Annotated in this window: 29 protein-coding genes and 2 pseudogenes; 1 reads left to right on the top strand and 30 read right to left on the bottom strand. The window is 43.4% G+C overall.

The genetic code is table 11. From position 1 onward, the window contains the following. The 26 genes from K4H96_RS06635 to K4H96_RS06510 all read right to left on the bottom strand — a co-directional run bounded on the left by K4H96_RS06635 (nt 1) and on the right by K4H96_RS06510 (nt 23,019). Nucleotides 1–861, bottom strand: coding sequence for an NAD-dependent epimerase/dehydratase family protein (locus K4H96_RS06635; protein ID WP_125338013.1), 861 nt, complete (start codon nt 859–861; stop codon nt 1–3). Between the two features lie 6 nt (nt 862–867). Further along, entirely contained in the window at nt 868–1,473 is a 606-nt protein-coding gene (locus K4H96_RS06630; protein ID WP_223337778.1) for a sugar transferase, read from the bottom strand. Between the two features lie 15 nt (nt 1,474–1,488). After that, on the bottom strand, nt 1,489–3,291 hold the full coding sequence (locus K4H96_RS06625; protein WP_223337779.1) for a polysaccharide biosynthesis protein: 1,803 nt from the start codon (nt 3,289–3,291) through the stop codon (nt 1,489–1,491). A 41-nt stretch (nt 3,292–3,332) separates the two neighbouring features. Then, complete coding sequence (locus K4H96_RS06620; protein WP_002894050.1) at nt 3,333–4,031, bottom strand: polysaccharide biosynthesis tyrosine autokinase; 699 nt, start codon at nt 4,029–4,031, stop codon at nt 3,333–3,335. Between the two features lie 10 nt (nt 4,032–4,041). After that, nucleotides 4,042–4,737, bottom strand: a complete 696-nt coding sequence (locus K4H96_RS06615) for a Wzz/FepE/Etk N-terminal domain-containing protein (RefSeq protein ID WP_002894051.1) — start codon at nt 4,735–4,737, stop codon at nt 4,042–4,044. A 7-nt stretch (nt 4,738–4,744) separates the two neighbouring features. Next, nucleotides 4,745–5,476, bottom strand: a complete 732-nt coding sequence (gene cps4B / locus K4H96_RS06610) for a capsular polysaccharide biosynthesis protein Cps4B (RefSeq protein WP_223337781.1) — start codon at nt 5,474–5,476, stop codon at nt 4,745–4,747. Next, the gene (cpsA, locus tag K4H96_RS06605; RefSeq protein WP_457810469.1) at nt 5,473–6,945 is read right to left on the bottom strand and encodes an LCP family glycopolymer transferase CpsA; all 1,473 of its coding nucleotides are present in this window, start codon (nt 6,943–6,945) and stop codon (nt 5,473–5,475) included. The genes cps4B and cpsA overlap by 4 nt, the downstream gene beginning before the upstream one ends. A gap of 240 nt (nt 6,946–7,185) precedes the next feature. Further along, complete coding sequence (nrdG, locus tag K4H96_RS06600; protein ID WP_223337783.1) at nt 7,186–7,785, bottom strand: anaerobic ribonucleoside-triphosphate reductase activating protein; 600 nt, start codon at nt 7,783–7,785, stop codon at nt 7,186–7,188. After that, the gene (locus tag K4H96_RS06595) at nt 7,751–8,296 is read right to left on the bottom strand and encodes a GNAT family N-acetyltransferase (RefSeq protein ID WP_002916698.1); all 546 of its coding nucleotides are present in this window, start codon (nt 8,294–8,296) and stop codon (nt 7,751–7,753) included. Before K4H96_RS06595 ends, nrdG begins: the two co-directional genes overlap by 35 nt. Nucleotides 8,297–8,305: 9 nt before the next feature. Continuing rightward, nucleotides 8,306–8,812: a GNAT family N-acetyltransferase gene (locus K4H96_RS06590; protein WP_002911460.1), complete on the bottom strand. Its 507-nt coding sequence runs from the start codon at nt 8,810–8,812 to the stop codon at nt 8,306–8,308. 9 nt (nt 8,813–8,821) lie between these two features. Further along, entirely contained in the window at nt 8,822–9,319 is a 498-nt protein-coding gene (locus K4H96_RS06585; RefSeq protein WP_223337785.1) for a GNAT family N-acetyltransferase, read from the bottom strand. Between the two features lie 52 nt (nt 9,320–9,371). Next, nucleotides 9,372–9,512: a hypothetical protein gene (locus tag K4H96_RS06580; protein ID WP_002911455.1), complete on the bottom strand. Its 141-nt coding sequence runs from the start codon at nt 9,510–9,512 to the stop codon at nt 9,372–9,374. A gap of 1 nt (nt 9,513) precedes the next feature. Next, the gene (gene nrdD, locus K4H96_RS06575) at nt 9,514–11,709 is read right to left on the bottom strand and encodes an anaerobic ribonucleoside-triphosphate reductase (protein WP_223337872.1); all 2,196 of its coding nucleotides are present in this window, start codon (nt 11,707–11,709) and stop codon (nt 9,514–9,516) included. Between the two features lie 221 nt (nt 11,710–11,930). Next, nucleotides 11,931–13,478 (bottom strand): heme transporter CcmD, encoded by a 1,548-nt coding sequence (locus tag K4H96_RS06570; RefSeq protein WP_223337786.1) that lies wholly within the window; start codon nt 13,476–13,478, stop codon nt 11,931–11,933. 38 nt (nt 13,479–13,516) lie between these two features. Continuing rightward, nucleotides 13,517–13,660 (bottom strand): hypothetical protein, encoded by a 144-nt coding sequence (locus K4H96_RS06565; protein WP_223337787.1) that lies wholly within the window; start codon nt 13,658–13,660, stop codon nt 13,517–13,519. Nucleotides 13,661–13,837: 177 nt separating this feature from the next. Then, a complete protein-coding gene (gene cls, locus K4H96_RS06560; protein WP_223337789.1) occupies nt 13,838–15,373 on the bottom strand; it encodes a cardiolipin synthase in 1,536 nt (511 codons plus the stop codon). Nucleotides 15,374–15,567: 194 nt separating this feature from the next. Then, on the bottom strand, nt 15,568–16,047 hold the full coding sequence (locus K4H96_RS06555; RefSeq protein WP_223337790.1) for an SP_0198 family lipoprotein: 480 nt from the start codon (nt 16,045–16,047) through the stop codon (nt 15,568–15,570). Nucleotides 16,048–16,104: 57 nt separating this feature from the next. Next, entirely contained in the window at nt 16,105–17,337 is a 1,233-nt protein-coding gene (locus tag K4H96_RS06550) for a bifunctional folylpolyglutamate synthase/dihydrofolate synthase (RefSeq protein WP_223337791.1), read from the bottom strand. 181 nt (nt 17,338–17,518) lie between these two features. Next, on the bottom strand, nt 17,519–17,830 hold the full coding sequence (locus tag K4H96_RS06545; RefSeq protein WP_002894073.1) for a DUF1292 domain-containing protein: 312 nt from the start codon (nt 17,828–17,830) through the stop codon (nt 17,519–17,521). Nucleotides 17,831–17,854: 24 nt separating this feature from the next. After that, on the bottom strand, nt 17,855–18,274 hold the full coding sequence (gene ruvX / locus K4H96_RS06540; protein ID WP_125406494.1) for a Holliday junction resolvase RuvX: 420 nt from the start codon (nt 18,272–18,274) through the stop codon (nt 17,855–17,857). Further along, nucleotides 18,274–18,540 (bottom strand): IreB family regulatory phosphoprotein, encoded by a 267-nt coding sequence (locus tag K4H96_RS06535; RefSeq protein ID WP_002894075.1) that lies wholly within the window; start codon nt 18,538–18,540, stop codon nt 18,274–18,276. The genes ruvX and K4H96_RS06535 overlap by 1 nt, the downstream gene beginning before the upstream one ends. Nucleotides 18,541–18,717: 177 nt before the next feature. Further along, complete coding sequence (locus tag K4H96_RS06530) at nt 18,718–19,260, bottom strand: hypothetical protein (protein WP_002907743.1); 543 nt, start codon at nt 19,258–19,260, stop codon at nt 18,718–18,720. 105 nt (nt 19,261–19,365) lie between these two features. After that, nucleotides 19,366–19,938 carry an SP0191 family lipoprotein gene (locus tag K4H96_RS06525; RefSeq protein WP_223320475.1) on the bottom strand — a complete coding sequence of 191 codons (573 nt, stop codon included), beginning with the start codon at nt 19,936–19,938 and terminating at the stop codon, nt 19,366–19,368. A gap of 134 nt (nt 19,939–20,072) precedes the next feature. Continuing rightward, nucleotides 20,073–20,471 (bottom strand): transcriptional regulator Spx, encoded by a 399-nt coding sequence (gene spx / locus K4H96_RS06520; protein WP_002894078.1) that lies wholly within the window; start codon nt 20,469–20,471, stop codon nt 20,073–20,075. An 85-nt stretch (nt 20,472–20,556) separates the two neighbouring features. Continuing rightward, on the bottom strand, nt 20,557–21,705 hold the full coding sequence (gene recA / locus K4H96_RS06515) for a recombinase RecA (protein ID WP_223337792.1): 1,149 nt from the start codon (nt 21,703–21,705) through the stop codon (nt 20,557–20,559). 57 nt (nt 21,706–21,762) lie between these two features. Then, complete coding sequence (locus K4H96_RS06510) at nt 21,763–23,019, bottom strand: competence/damage-inducible protein A (RefSeq protein ID WP_223337794.1); 1,257 nt, start codon at nt 23,017–23,019, stop codon at nt 21,763–21,765. Between the two features lie 270 nt (nt 23,020–23,289). Between K4H96_RS06510 and K4H96_RS06505 the strand changes: the two genes are divergently transcribed. Next, nucleotides 23,290–23,697: a helix-turn-helix domain-containing protein gene (locus K4H96_RS06505; RefSeq protein ID WP_223337796.1), complete on the top strand. Its 408-nt coding sequence runs from the start codon at nt 23,290–23,292 to the stop codon at nt 23,695–23,697. 194 nt (nt 23,698–23,891) lie between these two features. On the opposite strand, the pseudogene K4H96_RS06500 reads toward K4H96_RS06505, so the two are convergent. The 4 genes and pseudogenes from K4H96_RS06500 to K4H96_RS06485 form a co-directional block, all read right to left on the bottom strand. Next, nucleotides 23,892–24,419, bottom strand: a pseudogene (locus K4H96_RS06500) (ATP-binding cassette domain-containing protein); the annotation flags it as partial. Nucleotides 24,420–24,477: 58 nt separating this feature from the next. Further along, complete coding sequence (locus K4H96_RS06495) at nt 24,478–24,969, bottom strand: hypothetical protein (RefSeq protein WP_011837641.1); 492 nt, start codon at nt 24,967–24,969, stop codon at nt 24,478–24,480. Continuing rightward, nucleotides 24,966–25,589 (bottom strand): ATP-binding cassette domain-containing protein, encoded by a 624-nt coding sequence (locus K4H96_RS06490; RefSeq protein ID WP_002922687.1) that lies wholly within the window; start codon nt 25,587–25,589, stop codon nt 24,966–24,968. The genes K4H96_RS06495 and K4H96_RS06490 overlap by 4 nt, the downstream gene beginning before the upstream one ends. Continuing rightward, nucleotides 25,589–25,887, bottom strand: a pseudogene (locus K4H96_RS06485) (ABC transporter permease); the annotation flags it as partial. The gene K4H96_RS06490 and the pseudogene K4H96_RS06485, both read right to left, overlap by 1 nt.

The raw sequence follows: 25,887 nt of genomic DNA, 5'->3' as shown, positions 1-25,887 counted from the left end.
CTAGTTTCCCTTCTCCGTCTTCTCAATAGACCTCCTAAAATCTGCCACCTGATAAGACTGAGGATAGCTAGACATCTCTTTTTCATAAGTTAAATCTGAAAACAGCTTATTCAGAGTCGAAACATGGCAAGATAGTCTTTTTAAAATCCAGTTAAATGCAGGCAGCAAGACTACTCTCTGGCCATGAGTCCTTTTTATTTCTTTGACTAGCTGAGAGGTATTGACATAGTCCTGATTTTGAGGATAGAAAACACCACTGTCTTGATTCTGAACAATCAGTCTGATAAACTCACAAAGGTTATCAATATAAATCATACTACGCTCGTTCTGGACCAAAGGGAAAACTGGTAGTTTCTGAGCCAACTTTGACAGTCGCTTATAATTTCCTTTAGCTTGATGACCATAAACCATGGGCGGCCGTAAAACTGCCAATTTGAAATCTTCGCTCTCCAACTCCGCCAGAAGTTGCTCAGCAGCTAGTTTGCTTTTGCCATAAAAAGAATCAGGACGCTCTTGTGTATCCTTTGTGATAACACGGTCTCCCAAAACTTCGCCATAGACGCTCATACTGCTCATAAAGATAAACTGTTTGACACCTTCGCGTTTAGCCTTTTGAGCCAATTCATACGGTAGCTGAGTATTGACTTGATTATATACCGACTCCATCTCTTTTGATGGGTTGGAGATATGGACAATCGCCGCCAAATGCAAAATTACATCAAAAGACGAAAAATCTTTCTCCTTCCAGGCTTCTCCGCGGACGTCCAACTCATCAACCTGAACATCCTCCCGTGAAGAAACATACCTCTTAAAGCTCCGGCCAATATAGCTACCCTCTCCCGTAATTAATATTCTTTTCATCAGCCTTTAATCTTTCTTTTCCATATTTCCCGTGCCGCCTTCGACAACGCCTTCGCTCTTGGCCACACTCTTAATGGTGCCAAAGAAACAGCGGACATCCAATCCAAAAGACAAATGCTGGACGTAGTAGCCGTCCAATTCAGCTTTCTTGGCGATCGGCAACTCATCTCGCCCGTGAATCTGAGCCCATCCTGTCAGACCTGGCAAAACATCATTTGCTCCATAGAGGTCTCGCTCTTCAATCAAATCATACTGATTCCAAAGAGCCGGTCTTGGACCTATGATACTCATGTCACCGACAAAAATATTCCAAATCTGAGGCAACTCATCCAGAGACGTCTTCCTAAGAAATTTCCCCACCTTTGTAATCCATTGCTCAGGATTTTCCAGCAAATGAGTTGGGGTATCTTTAGGGGTGTCAATTCGCATCGTTCTGAATTTCAAAATATAGAAGTGTTTCTTATGCAGACCGACCCGCTTCTGTTTGAACAAAACTGGTCCTTTTGAATCCAATTTAATAGCGAGTACTAGAAGCAGAAAAAACGGTGATAAGACAAGCATTCCTAAGAATGACAAGACTATATCTAATGTTCGTTTAAAAAATTTATACATGATTATCCTAAAAACTTATTGCTGTGCAAACTTTACCAAGCTGTCCTTGAGGTCATTTGCACCAAGAGACAGAAGAGAGTCCACATAGGAATCCACCTCGGTCTTGGGCAGCGACTGAACATTTCCTACAAAAATCTTTTCATAGACTTGATCATTGACCTTTTCCTTGGCAGACAAGAGCTCTTCATAAAGCTTTTCGCCCGGTCGAATGCCTGCTTCCTGAATCTGAATCTCCTCTTCAGTATGGCCACTGAGTGTGATCATCTTTTTAGCCAAGTCCAAAATTTTCACAGGCTCGCCCATATCCAAGACAAAAACTTCTCCTCCTTGCATCAAGGCTCCAGCCTGAATCACCAAGCGACTGGCTTCTGGTATCGTCATGAAATAACGTGTCATTCGAAAGTCCGTCACGGTGATAGGACCTCCCTTGGCAATCTGCTCCTTGAACAAAGGAACAACACTACCTCGGCTGCCCAAAACATTCCCAAAGCGGACAGCTGAGAAAAGAGTCTTTCCTTCTTCATTTAAACTAGTCACGACCATTTCCGCCACTCGCTTAGTTGCTCCCATTACATTAGGCGGGTTGACCGCCTTATCTGTAGAAATCATGACAAATTTCGCGACACCAGCTGCCTTTGCTGCTTCTGCTACATTTCGCGTGCCGTAGATATTGTTTTTGACCGCTTCTGTCGGATTGTACTCCATCAAAGGAACATGCTTATGAGCTGCTGCATGATACACTCGATCAGGACGATAGGTTTCCATAATATGGAAAATCCTCTCTCTATCTTGAATATCTGCAATGATTGGAATCAACTCAATATCATCTTTATAACGGCTTGACAGCTCCTTATGAATCAAATAAATTGAATTTTCTCCATGACCTAGAAGCAGGAGCCTAGCTGGGCAGAATTGAGCAATCTGACGGCAAAGTTCCGAGCCGATAGACCCACCGGCCCCCGTAACAAGCACTGTCTTGCATTTAATATTGGACTTCAAACTTTGCTGATCCAGCTTAACTTCTTTACGCCCTAACAGATCAGCAATATCAATTTCCTGAAGTTTGCTGACAGATAGTTTCCCCGTAATCACCTGTTCATATTTAGGCATGGCATTGACCTTGACCTCCGTCTGTTGGCAATACTCTACGATTCGTTCGTAGTCATCCGGAGCCAACGAAGGAATGGCAATGACAATTTGCTCGACTTCATAATTCCCTACAATTTCAGGTATCTGCTCGGTTGTTCCTACAACTTTTACTCCATGAAGATACGTATTTTGCTTATTCTTATCGTCATCTACAATCGCGACTATCTTCAAATCTTTTGATTTTTGCTGGGCTGTCTTGATAAAAAGACTAGCACCATCCCCTGAGCCAACAACAAGGGTCTTCGTCCCATCTACTTTCTTACCCAGTAAGGCTGAAGGGTGCTGCACGAATTCATGAATCTCCCGCCAGGTCAGCCTTGAAGCAATAACCAACAAAAACGATAGCAGCATAGAAAGAACAATATATCTACTGTTTGTGGATTCATTAAAAATTTTCTCTGCAATGTATACAATTGAGTAAGCTCCCAAAATTGAGCCCCCCACTCGAAACATTGTTTTGTAATCTGTATACCTTGTAATGGTAGAAAAGACATTCGACAGTGTTGCAAATGTCAAATACAGTACAATAATCCCCATTAAAATAGAGATAAAAGACAAATCCGTTATCCCGACATATTTTGCTAAGAAGAATTTTGAAATCCCCTGACTTATACTGAGCAAAATAATATCAACAATAATTAAGATGACTCTTTTTCTCGCTCTTGTCATGTTCCTAATCTCCCAATTATCCTAAAACTCTTTAATCCCTATTATTTCCCATAATTGCCATAGCTGCCGTATCCCCCATAAGTTCCGTAGGCACCATAGCGTTCCAAGTCAATGTTATATTTATTGAGGACAACACCCAAAAAAGGAGTTCCCGTTTGTTCCAACTGCTCTTTAGCTTTCATGACTGCTTTTCGTTTGATATGGCCTGCTTGTGTCACTAAGAAGCTGGCATCGCATTTCTGAGCGATGATAGCCGCATCAATGACCAGACCAATCGGTGAAGTATCCACAATGATGTAGTCATAACGAACACGTAAATCAGTCAAAAGCGCATCAAACTGCTTGCTTTGCAAAAGCCCCGTCGGATTAGGTGATACTGGACCAGATAAGATCACATCCAGATTTTCCAGATCTGTATCGTTGATGACTTCATGCAGGGCAGCCTGTCCTGACAGATAGTCCGTCAGTCCTGATACTTTTCTCTGACTGCTAAACACACCGGACATGACTGAGTTGCGGATATCCGCATCGATCATCAAGGTCTTATGACCAGCTCTGGCAAAGGCGGCCGCGAGATTCACTGAGGTTGTAGACTTTCCTTCATTTGCCGTCACCGAGCTTATTTCGACCATCTTGATATTGGCGCCGCTCAGCTGTACATTAGTACTCAGAGCGTTGTAGTATTCCTCGGTTAGTTTGACAAGGTTCCTTTTTTTCCTAACTAATTCTAAGGTTGCCATTTTCTCTCCCTTACATTCTGTTCATATCTGGGATAACGCCCAATAGCGTCAAGCCCATGACTTCTTCAATGTCCTCCGGCTTCTTCACCCGATCATCCAGGATTTCTACCGCGATGATAAAGATCGACATCAGGACACTGCCCCCTAAAAATCCTAAGATAACATTACGCCGAATATTTGGTGAAGAAGGCTCTGCTGGGACTGTTGCTTCTTCCAAAGTTGTCACATCAGAAACTTTTGTCACTTCGATAATTTTCTCAGCAGCAATATTACGGAAGGCATTGGCAATGCGAGCCGCTTCCTCTGGATTGTCATCCTTAACTGTAATCGAAACGATACGAGTATCCGCCGGAACGGAAACGGTGATGTGACGCGTCAGCTCTCTTGGTGACGTTTGCAGTTTCAGCTCACTAATTGCCTGTGATAGAACCGCCTGTGACAGAATGATTTCCTTAAAGTCCTTAACGAGGTAAGACCCTGCCTGCAGGTCCTGATTAGTCAAAGCTGCCTGCGTTTCATTCTGACGGCTAACCACATAGATGCGTGTGGTACTCTGATACATTTTCTTAGCAATAAAGACGCTGTAGCCAAAAGCCAGCAAAGAAAAGAGCACAGCTCCCAATACGATGGTGAACTTTTTCAGCCATAAGGCTCTCAGCAAGGACAGAATATCGATTTCTACGATTTGCTTTTCTTGTTTTTCCATTTTTCCCCTAAATCAATTCATTTTTCAATAATAATGCTTGGTTGCCGCCAAAGAGGGCCTCTGCCCGGCGGGAACCGTATTTCTTAGCGACGATGTCAAAGGCCTCTTTCATAAAGGGCGGTCTCTGGCTTAGATTGTGCATGTCGCTGGCAACAAAGTGGACCAAGTCCTTCTCCAAAAAGAACTGAGCCCGTTTTTTCATAAATTTATGCGAGTCTCCAAGTAGCTTAGGCTTCAGAACACTGGAGCTGTTAATCTGAGTATAGCAGCCCATATTAATGAGTTCCTGCACCTTCTTTTCATCATTTTCTAAGCAATGATAGCGCTCAATATGAGCCACGACCGGTGTTAGACCTAAACGCAGAATCTGAGCCAAGCCTTTATGGATGTCTTTATAAGGCGTTGCCATGCTAAACTCAATCAGCACATAGCGTGTGCCAGCTAGACTGGGGAAAATCCCCTTTTCCAACTTATCCGCCACATCGCTGGTGTAGTAAACCTCTGCCCCATAGAGAACCGTCAAGTCAGGCGCTACAAGCTCTGCCAGTTCTTTCACCATTTTAAAGTTAGCGCTAATGGTATGTTCAGGCGTTTCAAACATGCCCTTTCTGCGATGAGAAGTAGAGATAATAGTCCGAACTCCCTGTCGATAGCTTTCTTCCAGCAGTTTTTTGGAATCCTCAAAATTCTTAGGGCCATCGTCCACATCAAAGATAATATGAGAATGGATGTCAATCATGGCGTTTTCCCTTCCATTACCTGCTGAATCGCTGCCTTAGCATTATCAAGGCTTTCCGGTTGGATTTCCATCATGTAGAGATTGGAATCTGGCATAGCATAGGATGGTAGATCCATACGACCGTTTCCGCTGATGGCTTGTGACTGAACTTGATAGCTTCCACCTGACTCCAGCTGGGTATTGACCAGATTCATAAGAACAGGCAGCTCCATATTGGTCTGGATAGAGTCCTGCAAGCCGGAAATAATCTCGTTGTAGTTCTTCAAAGCACTGGTTGAAGTCAGCTTTTTAATGACTGCTTCGATAACCTTTTCTTGATTTTTCCCGCGGTCATTGTCACCTCCCTGAAGAGAGTAGCGCTCGCGAACAAAGCCTAATGCCTGATCTGAGTTCATATGAACTTTCCCTACTGGGAAATGATGATTACCATGTCGGCTGGTAAATTCTTGGTCATTTTCAACATCAATCCCTCCCAACAGGTCTACTAGCTTGAGGAAAGAAGAGAAATTCAGACGAACATAGTAATCAATGCGAATGCCGTATAGATTTTCCAGCGTGTGGACAGAAGCATCCACTCCGTAAATCCCTGCATGGGTCAGCTTGTCCATCTGCCCGCCTCCTCCATCTGCAATCGCCACATAAGAATCACGAGGAGTTGTAGTCAAGAGAACTTTCTTGGTCTTGCGATTGACCGTCATGATGATATTGACATCTGAGCGTGAGACAGATGAAATCGAGCCATAAGTATCGATACCGCTGACATAGATATTGAAGACATCCGCATCAGCAGCATCGTTGCGTTTACCGGTCTCTACTTGACGGGTAATTTTATAAGTATAGATTTTCTTTATCTTTGAAGCATAGTCAGCATCGTGAGAAGCCAGCATATCTCCAAACGAGCTATTGAGGGCAATGGCCTCGGTCTCTTGATTGATGAGGGCCTTGTAAGCTGCGATATAAGACGAGCTGTTTTCCACTGTGAGTTCTGTCTTTTTAGTCTTCTTGATGTGGTCCAGAAGAGCCGTTACATTGTCCTTGTCTCCATTTTCAGTCGGAGCTGTCAGCTTCTGCAGCTGAGTCACATCTGATTTATCGCTGTCCGCCCGGACATAAACGGCCATTTCAATTTCAGAGTAATTTGAGGTGGAGTTCACACCTCTAGATAAGTCCATCAGCTCCTTGACCCCGTACATAGCTCCTGAGGATACCAGCAAAGTCACAAGCAAAAGTAAGGTTGTCAGGACCTTGAACTTATTTTTCCATACAAAGAAGGCTGCCAGTAAAATAACAGCCGCCAAAAGAGCAGACAAAATAAGGTTCAGGTGATGAAACGCCAGAACATTATTTTTAAATATAGAAAAAACAAGCAAACCTGAAACCAAGCTTACCAATGTCAGTAAAGCTGCATTAAAGAGCCTCAGCTTCTTCCCCTTTTTAGAAGCAGGCACATTTCTCCTATGTTGATTCATAATTCTCCCTTTTTCTCCCCTGAGATATAAATACATTTTATTATATCATAAATGCWTTATGATACACTAAAATATTTAAAAATATTTTAGTTTTTTCCAAAATTTGTTGACAAAAAAGGACAGTCTGTATTAATTTTCGGTAAATTCTTTCTTCCTTCTCGAAAAACCAATATTTTATACTGTTTTTGACAACAGAAAAAAGAGGCAAAACCTCTTTTATATCAGTATTTTGCTTAGTTTTTAAAGCATCTTATCCCTGTCAACTTGCTCATAGGCCTGAAGGCCATCATTTAGCTTGTCCCAGATGACTACCTGACCTGACCGAAGGGACTTCTGCACATCAATGATGCGCTGATTGGAGGAACCACGGAACTGTAGCATGAGATTCTTCTTGCTAAGGTCAAAACGGCCGTCCACCAGAATATCAATCAGACTCAGCAGCTCCAGCTTATCCTCCGTTTCCAGCATCATCTCTTCCCAGGTGTAGCCCGTCCATGACCAGATATCCTTATCTGGAAGCTCTCTCCGAATCCGCTTGACCAAGGGCAGGAGAATATCTGTATTGAGAAAAGGCTCGCCGCCTAGGAGGGTCAGCCCCTGCACATAGGGTTCCGCCAAGTCTTTCATAATCTGCTCCTCCAGTTCTTGGGTATAAGGAATGCCAGCGTTGAAGGACCAAGTTGCGGCATTATAGCAGCCCTCACAGTGAAACATACAGCCACTGACATAGAGGGAGTTGCGGACGCCTTCGCCATCTACAAAGTTAAAGGCCTTATAGTCAATGATTCGCCCCTTGCTCAGCTCCTCACTTTTCCATTCTTGAGGTTTGGGATTGTTCATCTTCATCCTCCAAATCAATCCAGTAGCGCTGACTTCTGTCGATTGTATTTTCGTAAACACCGCCAGCAGAGAGAATGGTGCGGCGGCTGGCTTCGTTGTCTTCATCACAGGTAATCAGCACTCGTTCTAATCCTTGCTTTCGAGCCTCTGCTAGTCCTAGTTCTAGTTGCAACTTAGCCAAGCCCTTTCTGCGTTGACTGGGCCGGATAGAATAGCCAATATGCCCACCCTCCACAAATAATTTGTCATTCAAGGATAGGCGCAGGGCTAAAAACCCCAAAGGCAAGCCAGTCTCATCAAAGGACAAAAATTGAATGGCAGGAACCCAACCTGCTGGCAAGTTTGCCACATCTTCCTTCTGTTCTATAATTTTCAACCAATCCTCATAATCCTTTGCTCGCTTCCAAGTGGAGCCCATGCCACCATGCATATAAGATTTTGCAGCATCGAACTCCGCAATCATCTCTAAAATTGCGTCTTTATCTTCCAAAGTTGGTCGTCTTAGCTCCATGCTCCCTCCTTAATTGACATCAATCCAGTAGCGCTGACTTCTGTCGATTGTATTTTCATAAACACCGCCAGCAGAGAGAATCGTGCGGCGGCTGGCTTCGTTGTCTTCATCGCAGGTAATCAGCACTCGTTCTAATCCTTGCTTTCTAGCCTCTGCCAGCCCTAACTCTAGCTGCAACTTAGCCAAGCCCTTTCTGCGTTGACTGGGGCGGATAGAATAACCAATATGCCCGCCCTCCACAAATAATTTGTCATTTAAGGACAAGCGCAGAGCTAAAAATCCCAGAGGCAAGCCGGTCTCATCAAAGGATAAAAATTGGATGGCAGGAACCCAACCTGCTGGCAAGTTTGCCACATCTTCCTGTCGTCTCACCATTTGTAACCAATCCTCATAATCCTTTGCTCGTTTCCAAGTGGAGCCCATGCCACCGTGCATATAGGATTTTGCTGCATCGAACTCAGCAATCATCTCTAAAATCGCATCTTTATCTTCCAAAGTTGGTCTTCTTAGCTCCATGTTCCCTCCTTAATCAAGATCAATCCAGTAACGCTCTTTCCCAGCTCGAATATCCTCTAAAGCTCCGCCATTAGCTAAAATCACTGCTCGGCTGGCTTCATTGTCACTATCGCAAGTCACTAGGACTCGTTTTATATTTTTACTTTTGGCTACTTGCAAGCCTTGTCGCAGCTGCTCTTTTGCCAATCCTTTCCCACGCGCAGAAGGACGGATACTATAACCGATATGCCCGCCTTCTTGGAGCAAATAGTCATTGAGCCGCAAGCGCAGATTGAGAAAGCCCACAGCCTGACCATCCGCTGCAAAAGAGATTAGTTGGATGTAAGGCACAAACCCTTCTGGCAAGCTTAGACCTGCCTCAGCTAGCTGAATCGTCTCCAACCAGTCCTCGTAGACAAAATCCGCTCCGCCAAAGAAGCCATCCTGTCGGCTACCAGCTGCTTCAAAGTCAGCCAGCATCTCTAAAATCTTTTCCTTGTCTTCTAGCTTCGGTCGTCTCAGTTCCATACTTCCTCCTGATACGAAGAGAGTGAGACCGCCTTGCGCCCCACTCTGACTTCTATTCTTTCTTGTTCTTTTCTAAAAATTGCTGACGCAGTTTGGCCAATCGCTCTTTCTTACCGCTGCCGCCCTGCGAATGTTTTTCATGGAAACGCTGCACCTGAGCCTTTCCTTTGTCGTCCAATTGATACTTTCCCATCTTAATTTCCTTCGTACTTAATAGTCGAGCCATTCATGTGCTTGACCCGAGCTGATATTTCCTTATGTCGGCCATTGACCATTGGACGGGCTTGCGGATTTCCTAAGTAACCGCAGGTCCGCTTGACCACATCGACCGTCTTAGGATCGCTGTTGCCACAGTTTGGACAGGTGAAGCCCCGCTCGGTCGGCGTGAAGTCCCCCTCAAAGTTACACTTGTAACAGCGGTCAATCGGTGTATTTGTACCTAAGTAACCAACTCGGTCATAGGCATAGTCCCAGACAGCTTCCAGTGCCTTGGGATTTTGCTGCAGCACAGGATATTCACAGTAATGGATAAAGCCGCCTGAGGCTCCTACTTCAGGATAAATCTTCTCAAAGTCCAGCTTTTCAAAAGGAGTTGGATTCTTGCGCACATCGTAGTGGAAGGAGTTCGTATAGTATTCCTTGTCAGTAATATCCGGAACAACCCCAAACTTCTCTGTATCCAAACGGCAGAAACGGTCGGTCAGACTTTCAGATGGCGTCGAGTAAACAGAGAAATGATAGTCATACTGATCTGACCACTCTTGCACTCGGCGCTTCATATCTTTGACAATGGCAATCGTAAAGTCCTTGGCTTCAGGATTGGTCTCCCAATTACCGCCGTAAAAGACTGCTGCCACTTCATACAGACCGATATAACCTAGGGAAACCGTCGCACGACGGTGAGTAAAGAGCTGGTCAACTTGATCATACTTGCCCAAGCGTTGGCCAAAAGCCCCATACTGATAAAGAATCGGCGCATTGGCTGGACTGGCTTCCTTGGTCCGCTCCACTCGATAGACCAAAGCGTCCTCAGCGATATTCATCCGCTCGTTAAAGAGTTCCCAGAATTTATCCAGATCCCCCTCGGACTCAAGCGCAATCCGCGGCAGATTGACAGTAACGACACCTAGATTCATACGGCCGGAGTTGACTTCCTGACCATTTTCATCCTTCCAGCCTTGCAGGAAAGAACGGCAGCCCATCGGTACCTTGAACGATCCAGTCAAGTCGATAATCTTGTCATAGGAAAGCACATCTGGATACATGCGCTTAGTGGCACACTCCAGAGCCAGTTGCTTGATGTCGTAGTTAGGCGTTCCTGGCTCGAGATTGAGCCCACGCTTAAGGGTGAAAATCAGCTTAGGGAAAATTGCTGTGCGGTGCTCGCTTCCCAGTCCCTTGATACGGATATTGAGAATGGCCTTCTGAATTTCCCGCTCAAAACGATTGGTGCCCAGACCAAAGCCCAGCGAAGTAAAAGGAGTCTGACCATTAGAGGTAAAGAGAGTATTGATCTCATACTCCAGCGACTGCATGGCATCGTAGATGTCCTTCTTGGTCTTCGCCCAGGCGTACTCTTCCTGCTTATCCGACAAAACCCATTGCTCCGCATCCTTGAGATGCTTTTGGTAATTAAGCTTGGCATAGGGCGCCAAGACTTGGTCAATTCGGTCGGCCGAACAACCTCCATACTGGCTGGAAGCTACATTGGCAATAATCTGTGAGATTTGCGCTGTCGCAGTTTGGATAGACTTGGGACTCTCTACTTCTGCATTGCCAATCTTGAAGCCATTTTTCAGCATGCCGTCAAAGTCAATCAGACAGCAGTTCGTCATCGGTGTATAAGGGCTGTAGTCCAAATCATGGTAGTGGATGTCCCCCTTCTGGTGGGCGTTGGCCACATGAGGCGGCAGCATCTTAAGCCCAATGGACTTGCCAACAATCCCAGCTGTCAAATCCCGTTGGGTATTGAAAACATCACTGTCCTTATTGGCATTCTCATTGACTACCGTACGATCTTTGTTGAGGAGCTTGTCAATGGTAAAGTTGATATCAGTCGCTTTTGAGCGCTCAAAATCCCGTTGGGTGCGGTAAGTAATGTAGTTCTCCGCAATAGCATATTCCTTGGCATTTAAAAGCTCATGCTCAACGATATTCTGAATCTCATATATTTTGACATACTTAGCGAAGCGACTGCTGATTTCTGCCACAATGCGGTCTGTGATAGCTTCTAGCTTGGCTTCCAGCATCGGATTCAGCGGACCGACTTCCTGAGCTGCCCGTACCATAGCCTTATAGATCTTTGACACATCAAAAGCCACCCTGCGGCCGTCCCGCTTCTCCACATAAATCGCTGGAGCAGTTTCAAACTTCTCTTCCCGTAAAATCATCATGAACACTTCCTTTTCCTGCCCTTAGGACAAATAAAGCCTCTTCAGACCAGATAGCTAGGGAGATATTTCTAGGAATTCTCCGATAGCTCTTCATCCAAAGAACAGTATTTTTTAAATAAGTCGATACAAGTCTCATTATAGCACGTTAAAATTAAAAATCAATATGTTGTGTAAAAAAAGTTAATTTTTAACTTTAGACACAACATATTGATTTTTTACTATTTAAGTTGATAAAGCTTGAAATGGTCGAGTTTGAGGTCAGATTCCTTATAATTTTTGGAAATTAGCTGTTTCACATCCGACAGCAGTTTGACATCATTGTTAACCAAAATATACTTGGGCTGACTGTTTTCCAGTCCATTCTGAAGACCCAAACGATTTTCAGCCGTTCCCACATACAAAGTTGGAGACAAAAGAGAAACAGCTGATAGGCGGCCGCTCTTCTGATACAGACTAGCTGAGGTATCCCAAGCATAGATAGTGTCCCCGTCCTTGGTCTTTTCCTTAATATACTGAGCCGCTTCACTTCTTTCAGCAGAGACACCGCTGGAAAGGATATACTCATTCACCAAAGGATAGCCAATCAGATAAAAGATGGCTAAGAGTGGCAGAAAGAACTGGCCTGAGAGATAGGAAGTCCACATCGTAGGACGACGGCGATCCCGGCGGTGACGCCCTGGTGCCTGCTGCTTGCCTTTACTAAACCACAAAGCAAAAAGAATCATGGCAAAAGGCAGGGCAGGAAGCAGTTGATAACTGCCCTGATCTGGCAGGATAAGAGCAGCAAAGACAGTAATGAAGAGCCCTAGCAGACCGATAAAGCGCAAGACGCGTAGGCTGGTTGCTTGCCCCTTTTCTCTTGAAAAGAGATTGATACCCAAAGCAGAAATGAAACCTAGACCGACCGTCAGCAAGCCATAATAAATCAAATTAGAAAGACTATGACTGCCAATCAAGCTGATGGAATCCCAAGCATAGGTCACCTGACTGATAGCCTGGCCAAAGGTTTGATTGGCAACAGTAAAGTAGCCGATAGGATAAAAAATCACTGAGAAGCCAAAGAGACCAGCTAAAAGCTGATAGAAGCCTCGAGCCGCACGCTTGGCTGCGATATTGTAGACCAAAAGCACCAGAGCAGTCAAAGAATAGAAGACTAGGCTGGAAACCGGATCAATCATAAAAGCAAGAGCTCCAAAAGCTCCATATAAAATGAACTTTTCATCCTTGATTGAATCCTGCAGATAGCGCACCAAGAAAGATAGATTCCAAAAAATAAAGGGCAGGACAAAAATACTAGAGTAAAGACCGCCAAATCCAAGGGCAAAGGCTAGCAGGTAAAAGAGCAGCAAGAGACTGCGCGATAAATCCTGTTTAGGCTGTAAGATCACCAAGGTCTTGTGCAGGAAAAGTCCAGCCAGCCACAGAGCCAGCGTCTGAAAGACCATCCACAAAAGCTGTCCAAAAGCCAGACTGCTGGTCCAAGCCATCAGATAATAAAGCAGACCACTAGTCCCATATATTTGCGAATAAGGCACCTGCCCCTGAGTCATGGCCCAGCCGGCATAGAGGTTCTGACTTTGTAAATTCGTTGCTAGATTGGTTAAAAATGGATTGACCACACTCAGCAAGCTGATAGCCAAACTGCACAAGAGCGTCAAAAAATAGGGCGTCGGCTCTGGCTTGGTAATTTTTTGCTCAGACCTTTCAGCCCTAGTCAGCTGCTCCTCTGAAACCTCTAAAACTTTTTCTTCCGTTGTATCATGCATATAAAATATTCTCCTTGATATCAGTCCCATCTAGTATATCAAATTCCTGTCCTCCTGTCAGCTTTCTCTTGACTCTTCTTCTGAGCATTATAGCTTCTAGCCAGCTCCTCCAGTTCCCGAAAACAGCGGTATTCTCTCGTTTCATAAGCAAGCGGCTGACTGGAAATTTTCTCCATTATCATCTTAAAAAATTCCTTTATTTTTTACATTCGTAAAAACAGAGCAAAAATCCATCCCTATATAAAAGCAAAAAGGGGAAAACACATCTCAGCACGATTAACAAAAGCACATACAAAAAAATCTGAGACTTCCGCCTCAGATTTTCTGTATATTTCTGCAGAACTTGTTCACCTCTGGCATTAGAGCATAGGGGCAAAGAGCTGCATGATTTCTTTGATAAAGCGACGATACCAGCTGCTATCAAGATTTTCAGGAAGGATTTCTTCAGAAGCCTCAAAAATGGCTTCAAAATCTTCCTTGATAGCTGGGATACTCTCCGTATGGTACATCAGGACTGCATTTTCATAGTGGTGCACCAGACTGCGGTAATCAAAGTTAATCGTCCCTACCACGGCAAATTCATCATCGGCCACCACATTCTTGCTGTGGATAAACCCTGGTGTGTACTCAAAGATCTTAACTCCCGCTTCTATCAGATCCGGATAGGCTCCGCGGGTAACAATCTGAATCAGCTTCTTATCCGGGATGAAAGGAGTCACGATGCGGACATCCACTCCCCGCATAGCAGCATTCTTGATATCCTCCGTCAGGTCGTAGTCAATGATCAGATAAGGCGTGGTAATGTAGACATAGTCCGTAGCCTGACTGATGATATTTTGATAGACTGTTTTGCCAACCTGACCCTTATAAATAGGCTTAGGCCCGCTTCCATAGGGAATGTAAAGCCCTTTGCCTTCGACAGCTTTATTTTCCAGATGGTACTTGTCAAAGTCTGTGATTTCCCCGCGGTTGATGTACCAGTTCATGAGAAAGAGCCGCGTCAGAGCCTTGACCGCCCGACCTTCCAAGCGCACACCGCCATCTTTCCAGTGACCAAAACGAACGATATGATTGATATACTCGTCAGCCAGATTGATGCCGCCAGTGTAGCCGACCTGACCGTCAATGACCAAAATCTTGCGGTGGTCACGGTTGTTATAGGATACCGTCATCCGCGGAATCACCTTGTTAAACTTATAAGCCTCGATGCCCATCTTGCGGAGCTTACGCGTATAATCACCAGGCAAAGTGGCCATGCAGCCAATATCATCATAGAGCAGTTTTACTTCAACGCCCTGCGCAGCTTTTTCAACCAAGATTTCCAGAACACTGTCCCACATCAGCCCTTCATCGATGATATAAAATTCCAGAAAAATGAATTTCTCAGCAGCCCGCAGATCAGCCAGCATGGACTCAAACATCTCCTCTCCGATAGGAAAATAACGAGAAGCTGTACCGTCATAGACATCCGCATTATTGTCCATACTCAGCAGTGATTTGATAATACCGTAGGCTGACTTGTTTTTCTTTTTCAGCTGGACACGAAGATCGTAGCTGTTGTCCTCACGAAATTTCATAGAGTCCATATTTTCCAGCTGAATCATTTCCTTTTTAGACAACCGTCGCTCACCAAACATCAGATAGAGCAGGAAGCCAAAGACCGGCACCACGGCAATCAAAAGCCAAGTCACCTTGCTCTCCGGTGGCATATTGCGGTTGACAATCGCTAAAATGGTCCCAATATACAGGAAAACAATCATCGCCACTGACAGCCAGTTGGGTGCAATCTCATTAAAATAGAAAAACGCAACAAAGACAAAGACCAGCTCCAATAGCATGATAATAATGCTGAAACCGTATTTTGACATTAATAAGCGGAATTTCCTGAAAGTCATACACTCTCCTATCTCATTGCATATATTCTAGTATAGCAGTAAAAGCGCCTTAAAACAACGTTTATATCAATGCAAACTGTATTTCTGGTGGATGAAAATCCAAGCACAGCTTTTGAAAACTGCTCTGCCTCAGACCTTCACCCCCTTTCCGCAGCTGATAAAAGGAAAAGCCCTATTAAGACAGGGCTCTTTCATCATTGTTTGGTAAAGACCAGTGTGTCATCACCATAAGGCTCTTGGGAAAGATCCTCAATTGTCAGCTGATTGCCCTCAATGCGATAGCGCTTGACATCATCCCCAATGACCATAGTCTGGTTGGTAGCATCAATTTGAACCTGTTCTATTTCCTGATCACCATCAGGCTCGACCTTGGTCAGCTGGCCAGTAGTTCCTGAAATCTGTAAGGTCAGCTGATCGCCTTCATGACTTGTCTGATAGCTGCCATCCAGCTCACCATTGGCTGCTTGCTCGGAAGAAGACGCTGAAGCAGATGAGCTGTTATTGGCCGCACTTGACGTGCTAGCTACCGACGAAGACTCTGCTGTCTTGCTGGAAGCGACTGACTGAAACTGAGGGGAAGGTGCCGTCTGGTTCTGATTAGAGCCGCAAGCTGTCAAAGTCAAAACAGCCACAGCAGTTAGACCTGAAAACATTAACTTTTTAGAAATTGCCATACTATTCTCCTTTTTCTTCTATCTTTATTGTAACAAAGCAGGACTCCGGCGGTCAATTTATAAACTTGTCAAATAAGCTCTGACTTCTGCAATAAAATAGAGAGAGCCCGTAATGAAAAGCAGTTGATTAGCGTTTTGTCTCTCTTGAAAATTCTGAATAAGCTGCTGATAATCCTCTATGTATAAGAAGCCTTCCGCTTCAGCTTGACCAAGGGAATCTCCATCAGAAAAGGAAGTAACCGTCAACTGAACATCTGGCAGAGTCTCTCGCAGATAAGCCAGCATAGCGCTATAGTCCTTACGCTTGAGAGCACCGAAAAGAAGCAGGCACTCTTTGTCATTCTGGCTTTGGATAAACTCTACTAACCTCTCCAGCGCAGGAAGATTATGGGCCCCATCAAGATAGATACCTGGACTGGCTTCTTCCAAGCGCCCAGCCCAACGAGTCTCCTGCAAGGCTGTCCGAATCCTAGCAGAATCTATTTCCCAGCCTTGCTGCTGCATGAAGAGCAGGAAAGCCTGCAGAGCCAGCCCTGCATTTTCCTCCTGATACCCTCCCTTGAGGCCCAGTTCAAGATTGGATAGGGTCATAGTCGAATTGGAAAAAGTCTGATTTGCCAGAGAAAAATCGCGACTATACTGATAGAGTTCTATTCCCAGCTCCTGAGCTCGCTGTTCACAAAGCAATCGCGCTTCCTCTGGCAGGGGTCCGATGACCGCTGGTCGCCCCGGCTTGAAAATCCCTGCCTTTTGCTCTGCTATCGCCGTCAAGCTCCTTCCCAGAGTCTCCTGATGGTCCAAGCCCACAGAACTGATGACCGCAATATCTCCCGTAATGACATTAGTCGTGTCTAAGAGTCCGCCGATCCCCACCTCAATTAGGGCTATGTCCACTTCCTGCTCCTTGAAATAGAGAAAGGCAATCAAGGTCAGAATTTCAAAATAGGACAGCTGGTCATGACTTTTGAGCAGTTCTTGCTCCATCTTTTGCACCTCTTGACCCAGACGGATAAAATCAGCTGGAGCAATCGGTTGACCGTTAATACAAATTCGATCGTGAATACTAATCATATGAGGCGAGGTAAAACTCCCTGTCTTGCGACCATGCCCCGCAAACAGCTGACGCATGAAAGCAATAGTAGAGCCCTTGCCATTTGTACCAGTTACATGAATCGTTGGATAGCTCTGCTCAGGATTCCCCAAAAGAGCTACAGCCCGCTGCATCCGCCCTAGACCCGAACGAAAGTTTAGACCAATTCGGCTATTCAGCCATTCTTCAATTTCATTCATTTTCTTACCCAAAAAAGAGCAGCGAAGCAGAATTCAAATCTGAATTGCAACTCGCTCCTCTTTCTAATGTTTATGATATGAGATGGAAAATAACCGAGCCTTGGCTACTTCCTTCATCTGTCAAGTTCAGCTAGCTTTTCGCCCGCACTTGTCCATTTCTGGAAACGAGACTAGGCCAGTCTTACTCTTCCATAAAGCTGTTGAAGACTTCTTCAATCATATCCCATTCAGCATCTGAGTCTTCTGGGATTGGCTGCAGGTCGCCTTCTGTACCATCTTCATTTTCGGTAAAGGAATAAGCTTGAATCTCTACTTCACCATTCTCATCTTCTTCCGCATTGGCCGGAATCAAAAGAACATAATTCTTGCCAAACTCTTCCTTGCCGTCAATGGTCAAAAGAATTTCAAATAAAGTTTCGTTCCCTTGCTCGTCAACCAAGGTGATTAATTCACGCTCTTCATGCTCGTGGTCATGGTTATGATCATGTGTCATACTAGTGTCTCCTTCATTTCTTTTCTAAAAATTCCGATCCAGATAATTCTGCAAAATCAGCTGCGCCGCCAGCTTATCAATAACTTTCTTACGCTTGCTGCGGCTAATGTCCGCCTGCTCCACCAGCATGCGTTCAGCAGCCACAGTCGTCAAGCGCTCATCCTGATAGTCAACCGGTAGACCAAAAAGCTCAGTAATACGCTGACCATAAGCCTGGCTAGCCTCCACTCGAGGCCCGCTGGTATTGTTCATGTTCTTAGGTAGGCCAATAACGAACTTATCAACCTTATACTCTTTCACCAGCTCGCCCAAGCGCTCTAGGCCGAATTCGCCCTTTTCTTCATGAATCGGAATAATCTCCAGTCCTTGAGCCGTAAAACCAAGAGGATCACTAATGGCAACCCCAACCGTTTTCGAGCCCACATCTAATCCCATAATTCTCATTAGAGATCGACGCCTTGTCCTTTCAAATAATAACGAACCAACTCCTCAACAATCTCATCGCGCTCGTATTTGCGGATTTGATTGCGGGCATTGTTATAGCGAGGTACGTACGCAGGATCACCACTGAGTACGTATCCCACGATTTGATTGATTGGATTGTATCCTTTTTCATTGAGCGACTTGTAGACATCGGTCAAAGTCTCGCTAATTTCCTTTTTATTTGAATCATCGAGATTAAAACGTACTGTTTCATCTGTAAATCCCACAATTACACCCTCTTTCTTTAGAATATCCCTATTATAGCATAATTATAGGCTTTTCACAAATTTAATTCACCCGAATTTCCTTAATTTTTCAATAAACTTTAGCTAATATTTATCCGAAGACTGACTCTGAAATCCAGCAAAAATCCAGCTCTCTTCAGAGAACTGGATGGAAACTTGCTAATTTGAAGCCGGCACTTCCACGCCGTCGCTTCCCTTAAACTTGTTGAGCAATTCTTCTGGAGTCAGGGTCTCGATTTGCTCAAACAGCTGCGCGTAGTTTGGAAGCTTTTTGGCTGCTTCGTAGTCTAGATTCTCCGGATCGATAGTCATCTCCAGAGAAATCTCTTCCGCTGTCATATCTGTTTTCAAGTCAAGACCGGTGATATTGACCGCCTCTTTCAGACCCAGTGCTTCCTCAATCAAAGACAGCATTTCCTTCTTTACAGTGGAAACATCCTGTTTTGAAAGAGCTTCCTTGATGTTGTCGGGAATTGCCTTGCTGACATGCAGAATAACCTTATCATACTTCTGTCCGCTGTAGCTGACGGTTAAGATCCTGGTTTCTTTACCATGTTCTAATTGCTTCTCAGTTTTATAGGACTTAGTGACAATATCTCCTTTTCCAGCCCCTCCCTGCGAGGATGAACTGTTATTTGACTGCTGACTGCAGGCTGTTAAGATTGCCAAAGCTGCCAGCAAAAAGACAATTAATTTTCTCATGTCTTATCTCCTTCAATATTGAGCTGATTTTATCATATCATTATAAAAATGGCGCTGTCAAACTGATTGTCACTCTGTCATTAAAATGTAATAAAAAAGAGCAGCTTATTTCTGCTCTTCTGCTCCATTCATCAGGAGATTGTTGATATATTCTTCTGGCGTCAGCTTAATCATTTCTTTGAGCTTGAGATTTTGAAAATAAGGCATAGACGCTGCTTTTTCGATATCTAGGCTCTCAAAATCATAGCTAGAAGTCATTTTCAGCTCGTTCTCATTCAAAATTGTCACTGAGCCGCTAAAGCCTTGAAGTCCACGAGCCTGCACATAGTCTGCATCCTGCTCCAGTGACTCATTGAGCGACTTCTGCGCTTCCTCCAGTCCCATCTGCTTGATAGCTTCTTTCATCTCATTATCAGTCGCGGTCAGCCTTTCAATAACCAAGCGTTTAAAATGCTCTCCCTGATAAGTCACTGTCTGGCTCTGCTGGTTTCCTCGTTCATCCTTTGGAAAAACAAGCGTCCGAGTAATCACTTCCTGCTGCTTGGCATTATCAATGATAGGCAGATTATTGCTGATTTCTTTCTTGTCAGCCGCATTCGAATTCGTCTCTGTCTTTTTATGTCCACAGCCTGCTAACAACGCAACACTCAATCCCAGTCCTAATAAAATTTTCTTCATCTTCCATCCTCCTCAGAGATATTGTATCACAGTTCTGCTCCTTGTCAATCCATCCAGTCGCCAAAGCCTCTGTCAACCCGAACAAAAAGAAGAGCCGAGATTCTCTTCCCGACTCTTTCAGTTATATTCAAAGATTAGAGAGCTGCCCGCAGACGAGCTTCTGCATTTTCAACATTGCGAACAGAACGTGGCAGAAAAGCACGGATATCATCTTCTTTGTAACCAACTTGGAGACGTTTATCATCCACTAAAATGGGACTTTTCAAAATACGCGGGGTCTCCATGATGATGTCAAGAACTTCGTTGACACTCAACTCTTCAATGTCAACACCCAAACCTTTAGCATAGCGGTTTTTTGATGAAACAATGCTCGCGATACCATTTTCTGTTTTGGTTAAAATATCCAAAAGTTCCTCTTTGGTGATGCCTTCTTTGCCTAAATTTTGTTCTTTATAAGTTAATTGATGAGCGTTTAGCCAGGTTTTTGCTTTTTTACAACTAGTACAACTTGAGACAGTATAGATTGTGATCATGTAAGTACTCCTTTCGCTACACGATACTAATATCGTAGTCTATTATATCACAAAAACCATCGGTCTTGCGACCTATTTTACAAAATTACTCTTCAATTTCGATGGCATCGTCCAAATCCAGAGTCACTTCTTCCATCGTTTCCACAGGGCTTTCAGCCTTGCTGCCAACTGCTTCTGCCAAGTCATCGCCTTCGATCAAACCATAGCGTACACGAACCTGACGGTCAATTTCGTCAAAGACTTCTGGATGATCAGCCAAGTACTTCTTAGCATTTTCAGAACCTTGCCCGATTTTTTCATCATTGTAGGAGTACCAAGCACCCGCTTTTTTGATGATATCTAAATCAGTCGCAATCTTAATCAACTCACCTGTCTTAGAAATACCTTCTCCATACATGATTTCCACGAAAGCTTCTTTAAATGGCGGAGCTACCTTATTTTTAACAACCTTAATCTTGGTTTCTTTACCAACATTGGTATCCTTCTCATCACCAGTTCCCTTGATTTGAGTATTGCCACGGACATCCAGACGGACAGAAGCATAGAACTTCAGTGCACGGCCGCCTGGTGTTGTTTCAGGATTCCCAAACATAACACCAACTTTTTCGCGCAGTTGATTAATAAAAATCGCAATTGTCTTCGTTTTGTTGATAGAAGCAGACAGTTTGCGCATAGCCTGGCTCATCATCCGAGCCTGCAAGCCGACATGGCTGTCGCCGATATCGCCATCGATTTCTGCACGCGGTACAAGGGCTGCAACGGAGTCCACAACCACCAAGTCCACCGCACCTGAATCAATCAACTTACCGGCAATTTCCAGTCCTTGCTCTCCAGAATCCGGTTGAGACAGCAGTAACTCATCAATATTAACACCTAGAGCAGCTGCGTACGATGGATCCAAAGCATGCTCAGCATCGATAAAGGCTGCGATACCACCTTCTTTTTGTGCTTGAGCAACTGCGTGAAGAGCAACGGTTGTCTTACCAGAAGACTCCGGACCATAGATTTCAATAATCCGTCCCTTAGGATAACCACCAGCACCAAGAGCAATATCCAAGGCTAAAGAGCCAGAACTCATGACTTGAACCTTTTGCTCTGCCCGCTCGCCAAGACGCATAATGGCTCCCTTACCGAAGTCCTTTTCAATATTTTTAAGAGCATTATCCAAGGCTTTTTGGCGCTCATCGCCGAATTTCTTTGAGATTTCGTCTAATTTTTTTTGTTTCTTTGCCATTTATTTCTCCTATTTTTTCTAAAATATCTTTTGGCCATCTGTTAATTATACCAAAATTCAGCTATTTAATAAAGTTTTTCGTACTAGGTTGAAGGCGTGCAGAACAGCAATTTTCCGCACATCACGACGACTGCGTCCAGCAATATTGACCTTAATAGTTTCCGTTCCTGAAGCACTAGCTAAACCGATAAAAACGGTCCCTGCAGGATGATCTTCCAGTGAATCTGGGCCTGCCACACCTGTCAAACTGACAGCTAAGTCGCTTTCGGTCAGCTTTCTAGCCTGCTCTGCCATTTTCCCTGCCGTAAAAGCTGAAACAACTCCATGCTCCTCCAAGTCTCCCAACGGAATATCCAGCATCCGGCTCTTTTCCTCCATGCTGTAGGTGACAAAGCCACCTGAAAAAATGGAAGAGGCCCCAGCAAAATCAGCCAAAGTCGCCTGAAAGAGACCAGCTGTCAGACTCTCCGCCGCCGAAATCGTCTTCCCTTGACTCTTCAACAACTCAAAAGCCACCTGTGCCAAAGAATTGTCATCCCCGTAACCATAGAAAATCTCTGACAAGGGCTGTCCCTCAAAAGTCTTATGTTCCAAAATTTCCTTTTCCACAGCCTCGAACTTAGCATCCGCTTCTGCCTGACTCAAGGCCTTGGTGGACAATCGCAAAGTAACTTCCCCTGTCTTTGCATAAGGAGCAATGGTGGGGTCACTCTGCTGCTCAATCATCTCTGACAAAATAGTCACTAGCTGACTCTCGCCGATACCAAAGAAACGCAGCACCCGTGAGTATAATTTCTGACCTGTGGATAAGAGGGGAACCAGCTCATTATTGACCATAGGTTTAAGCTCGCTAGGCGGGCCAGGCAAGACTACATAGGTCACTCCGTCTGCTTCTAACAAGCCTCCGACAGCTAAGCCGGTCGCATTTGGTAACGGAGTTGAGCCTTCGACCAGCTGAGCCTGACGCTCATTATTGGGTGTTCGAGCGTAATCTGGTCGGCTAGCAAAAAAGCGATCTAGCTTTTCCACAGCCTGTGAGTCAAAATTGAGCTCACGTCCTAAGAACTTAGCCAAGGTCTGCTTGGTCAAATCATCCTCTGTTGGCCCCAAGCCACCTGTCAGGATAATCAGATTACTACGTCCTTGAGCAATTTCCAAAACAGAGAGGAGACGGTTTTCATTGTCCCCCACAGCTGTCTGAAAATAGACATCAATCCCCAGACTCGCCAGTTTTTCAGATAAAAATTGGGCATTGGTATTGACAATCTGACCTGTCAGAATCTCGGTGCCCACAGCAATAATTTCTGCTTTCATAGAACCTCCTACCTTACTATTCGGAATTGGCTTTATTTTATCACAAAAAATCTAAAAAAAGTTGATTTTCATTTCAGGAAATAAATAGAGTTGTCAAGCTACTTGACAAACTTGTCAACATGCTGTGGAAAACTTTTAAGAAGGACTGGTGTTATGCAGAATAACTGGATTGTTAGGGAAATGCTATTGGCAAATGGTTTCATTATTTTTATAATAAAGATGAAAAAAGGAAATTATCTAAATAATTTTATTTGAAGAAAGGAGATCATCATGAAAATTTCACAAGTTCTCAAAGACATTCGTCAACAAAATCAACTCACTCAGGAGGCCTTAGCAGAAAGGCTCAAGGTTTCCCGCTCTGCCATTGCCCGCTGGGAAAGCGAAAAAGGTATCCCTGATATTGGAAATCTCATCTCTATCAGTCGGGAGTTTGATATCAGTCTGGACACACTCATCAAAGAGGATGAGCGCTTGGAGAAAAAGGTTATCGAAGATAGCAAGGCCAAAAAATGGCATTATTTAGTCATCCTCTACCTTTTTTCCATCTTGGTTTATATTGGTGCCTTCGCTTACTTGCACCATATCTTTATGGCTGGCTTCCTCATCTCCACCCTCTTTATGCTTTTCTATGAATTACGCATCTTTATCAAGGAAAAGATTTGGATGCAGAAAGGATAACTAAATAAAATTCCTTGGATGTTAGAAAACCAAGGAATTTTTTCTATGAAACAAGAAATATAGTCGCACTATTATGAAAATTATGAAAGAGAACTGACAAGTAAAGATTGCGTTCGCTTTTTATATATAAGACAGCAAGGAAAAAAGAGGAAAGTAAAACTGCAGCTACCTTTGACAAATGAGCTCAATCAAGATCAGATTTGTGTAACATCAATAACAATATCAACTTGTTTAAACACATTGGGATCATGAGTGGCAAAAATTACAACCGTATCTGGTGCAACCAGACTTAACAACAATTCTATAATAGCTTGACCGGTTTGCCGATCAAGCGCTCCTGTCGGCTCATCAGCCAAAATAATCTTGGCTTTTTTGAGCAAGAGTCGGGCAACCGAAACACGCTGAGCCTGACCACCTGAAAGTTCATAAATTTTAGAGTTAAGGAATGACTCATCCAGTCCTACTTTCATTAAAGTAGTAGCCACTTCTGCTTTACCTGCTAACATTTTTAAATTATCCCAGACTGTCTCCTCTTCCACCAAAGCATAGTTTTGAAAAACATAACCCAGATAGTTTTTAAAATAGTCTCTTTCTTTCATAGCCCAAATATCTTTATTATTCAGTAAGACCTTGCCGTTATTAGGCTTTTCTAGACGGGCGATTGCATTTAATAACGTTGTTTTTCCTGAACCTGACGGCCCAATCAGAGCATAAGATTTATTTGTATTTCAAAAATTTATTGGAACTTTTGTCTTTATGCGTTTGTCGTGTCATCATAAATTATTTTTTAAACGCTTCGTATAGTTTTTTATAGAACTCTTTCTTTTCTTTTTTTTGATTATTAAACTCTTTTTTGCCGTAATCAAAATTCGCTACTGAAAATCCCTTGCCATCATCAGAAAAAGTGAAGAATTCTATCCCAATCAATTTATTATTTTTAGCATCTACTACAGTAGTTCCTAAATTATTGTTAAATTGTTTAACTTCTTCTTCGCTAACCCCAAACCCCATAGCAGTGCCATCTGCAATAATATTTGAAAACACTTCTTCTGAAGATGCTACTTCTTTGACAGATATTAGATAGACAGCATCTTCTGTTTCTACTTGCCTTATCTTATCCCATCTTTCGGTATCATTCGAAGAGATTGTATAGACTGTTAAATCCACCGAAGGTTTATTGGGATTTTCTTTTTTAATCACTTGTTTGCCAATTAAGACGATTGCGAGTATTCCAATGACTAGTAGCAAACTAATATAAATTTTCTTTTTCATGCCTGACTTCCTATATCTTTTATGTCAACGATAACATCAACTTTACTATATACAGCTGGATCATGCGTTGCTATAATAACATAATTATTCTTGGCTGCTTCACTCAATAATAAGTTGATGATTTCATTCCCAATCTCACTATCCAAGGCTCCTGTAGGTTCATCCGCTAAAATAATTTTACGCGGTTTCATTAACATTCTTGCAATAGCTACACGCTGAGCCTGTCCCCCAGACAATTCATATATTTTATGTTTTAAATAGTCCGTAGAAAGGCCTACTTTTTCAAGTATCTCAGATATAATCTTTTTGTCTTTATTGAGGAGTTTTAAATTATCATATACTGTTTTGTTTTCTATCAAAGAATAATTTTGGAATACATACCCAATAGTATTTTTAAAATAGGTTCTTTCTTTTGTTTTCCAAATATCCTGTTTATCAACTAACACTTTTCCACTGTCAATTTTTTCTAGCCTTCCTATAATGTTTAGCAAGGTACTTTTACCTGAACCCGAACCGCCAATCAAGGCGTAGCTTTTCCCAGCTTCAAAGGTTAAATTTAAATCTGTAAATATTTCTTTTGAGCCATATTTTTTTGTAACATTCACAATTTCAATTGTCATTAGTCATCTCCTTTTAGAATTTGAGTGTATCTATCAGATAATTTTCTGAAACTTATTATTATTGACATCATTAAAACCGTTAAAGAAGCAAGACCAATATACAATAACTCTATTTGTCCAGTCATGATAAATGTCAATAAGATAACCATTATAATCGTTATCATAAAATATTTTAGACTTGAAATGGCTATACCTGTTTTCGATAGGCCTAAAATGATTTTTTTGACATAGTCATTCTGTTTTAAGGCAACAAACATTTGAGCATATTGATAAATGAGTAGAAATACAATTCCACAAA

It is taken from the genome of Streptococcus sanguinis (genome assembly GCF_020729765.1).
GTDB classification, from domain to species: Bacteria; Bacillota; Bacilli; order Lactobacillales; family Streptococcaceae; genus Streptococcus; species Streptococcus sanguinis_Q.
Note: the sequence above shows the minus strand (reverse complement) of the source record. Positions and strands in the feature narration are given on the sequence as shown.

What these genes read in the sequence shown, in the direction of transcription:
- K4H96_RS06635 (WP_125338013.1), bottom strand. Translation starts at nt 861, where the DNA reads ATGAAAAGAATATTAATTACGGGAGAGGGTAGCTATATTGGCCGGAGC.
- K4H96_RS06630 (WP_223337778.1), bottom strand. Translation starts at nt 1,473, where the DNA reads ATGTATAAATTTTTTAAACGAACATTAGATATAGTCTTGTCATTCTTA.
- K4H96_RS06625 (WP_223337779.1), bottom strand. Translation starts at nt 3,291, where the DNA reads ATGACAAGAGCGAGAAAAAGAGTCATCTTAATTATTGTTGATATTATT.
- K4H96_RS06620 (WP_002894050.1), bottom strand. Translation starts at nt 4,031, where the DNA reads ATGGCAACCTTAGAATTAGTTAGGAAAAAAAGGAACCTTGTCAAACTA.
- K4H96_RS06615 (WP_002894051.1), bottom strand. Translation starts at nt 4,737, where the DNA reads ATGGAAAAACAAGAAAAGCAAATCGTAGAAATCGATATTCTGTCCTTG.
- cps4B (WP_223337781.1), bottom strand. Translation starts at nt 5,476, where the DNA reads ATGATTGACATCCATTCTCATATTATCTTTGATGTGGACGATGGCCCT.
- cpsA (WP_457810469.1), bottom strand. Translation starts at nt 6,945, where the DNA reads ATGAATCAACATAGGAGAAATGTGCCTGCTTCTAAAAAGGGGAAGAAG.
- nrdG (WP_223337783.1), bottom strand. Translation starts at nt 7,785, where the DNA reads ATGAACAATCCCAAACCTCAAGAATGGAAAAGTGAGGAGCTGAGCAAG.
- K4H96_RS06595 (WP_002916698.1), bottom strand. Translation starts at nt 8,296, where the DNA reads ATGGAGCTAAGACGACCAACTTTGGAAGATAAAGACGCAATTTTAGAG.
- K4H96_RS06590 (WP_002911460.1), bottom strand. Translation starts at nt 8,812, where the DNA reads ATGGAGCTAAGAAGACCAACTTTGGAAGATAAAGATGCGATTTTAGAG.
- K4H96_RS06585 (WP_223337785.1), bottom strand. Translation starts at nt 9,319, where the DNA reads ATGGAACTGAGACGACCGAAGCTAGAAGACAAGGAAAAGATTTTAGAG.
- K4H96_RS06580 (WP_002911455.1), bottom strand. Translation starts at nt 9,512, where the DNA reads ATGGGAAAGTATCAATTGGACGACAAAGGAAAGGCTCAGGTGCAGCGT.
- nrdD (WP_223337872.1), bottom strand. Translation starts at nt 11,709, where the DNA reads ATGATTTTACGGGAAGAGAAGTTTGAAACTGCTCCAGCGATTTATGTG.
- K4H96_RS06570 (WP_223337786.1), bottom strand. Translation starts at nt 13,478, where the DNA reads ATGCATGATACAACGGAAGAAAAAGTTTTAGAGGTTTCAGAGGAGCAG.
- K4H96_RS06565 (WP_223337787.1), bottom strand. Translation starts at nt 13,660, where the DNA reads ATGATAATGGAGAAAATTTCCAGTCAGCCGCTTGCTTATGAAACGAGA.
- cls (WP_223337789.1), bottom strand. Translation starts at nt 15,373, where the DNA reads ATGACTTTCAGGAAATTCCGCTTATTAATGTCAAAATACGGTTTCAGC.
- K4H96_RS06555 (WP_223337790.1), bottom strand. Translation starts at nt 16,047, where the DNA reads ATGGCAATTTCTAAAAAGTTAATGTTTTCAGGTCTAACTGCTGTGGCT.
- K4H96_RS06550 (WP_223337791.1), bottom strand. Translation starts at nt 17,337, where the DNA reads ATGAATGAAATTGAAGAATGGCTGAATAGCCGAATTGGTCTAAACTTT.
- K4H96_RS06545 (WP_002894073.1), bottom strand. Translation starts at nt 17,830, where the DNA reads ATGACACATGATCATAACCATGACCACGAGCATGAAGAGCGTGAATTA.
- ruvX (WP_125406494.1), bottom strand. Translation starts at nt 18,274, where the DNA reads ATGAGAATTATGGGATTAGATGTGGGCTCGAAAACGGTTGGGGTTGCC.
- K4H96_RS06530 (WP_002907743.1), bottom strand. Translation starts at nt 19,260, where the DNA reads ATGAGAAAATTAATTGTCTTTTTGCTGGCAGCTTTGGCAATCTTAACA.
- K4H96_RS06525 (WP_223320475.1), bottom strand. Translation starts at nt 19,938, where the DNA reads ATGAAGAAAATTTTATTAGGACTGGGATTGAGTGTTGCGTTGTTAGCA.
- spx (WP_002894078.1), bottom strand. Translation starts at nt 20,471, where the DNA reads ATGATCACAATCTATACTGTCTCAAGTTGTACTAGTTGTAAAAAAGCA.
- recA (WP_223337792.1), bottom strand. Translation starts at nt 21,705, where the DNA reads ATGGCAAAGAAACAAAAAAAATTAGACGAAATCTCAAAGAAATTCGGC.
- K4H96_RS06510 (WP_223337794.1), bottom strand. Translation starts at nt 23,019, where the DNA reads ATGAAAGCAGAAATTATTGCTGTGGGCACCGAGATTCTGACAGGTCAG.
- K4H96_RS06505 (WP_223337796.1), top strand. Translation starts at nt 23,290, where the DNA reads ATGAAAATTTCACAAGTTCTCAAAGACATTCGTCAACAAAATCAACTC.
- K4H96_RS06495 (WP_011837641.1), bottom strand. Translation starts at nt 24,969, where the DNA reads ATGAAAAAGAAAATTTATATTAGTTTGCTACTAGTCATTGGAATACTC.
- K4H96_RS06490 (WP_002922687.1), bottom strand. Translation starts at nt 25,589, where the DNA reads ATGACAATTGAAATTGTGAATGTTACAAAAAAATATGGCTCAAAAGAA.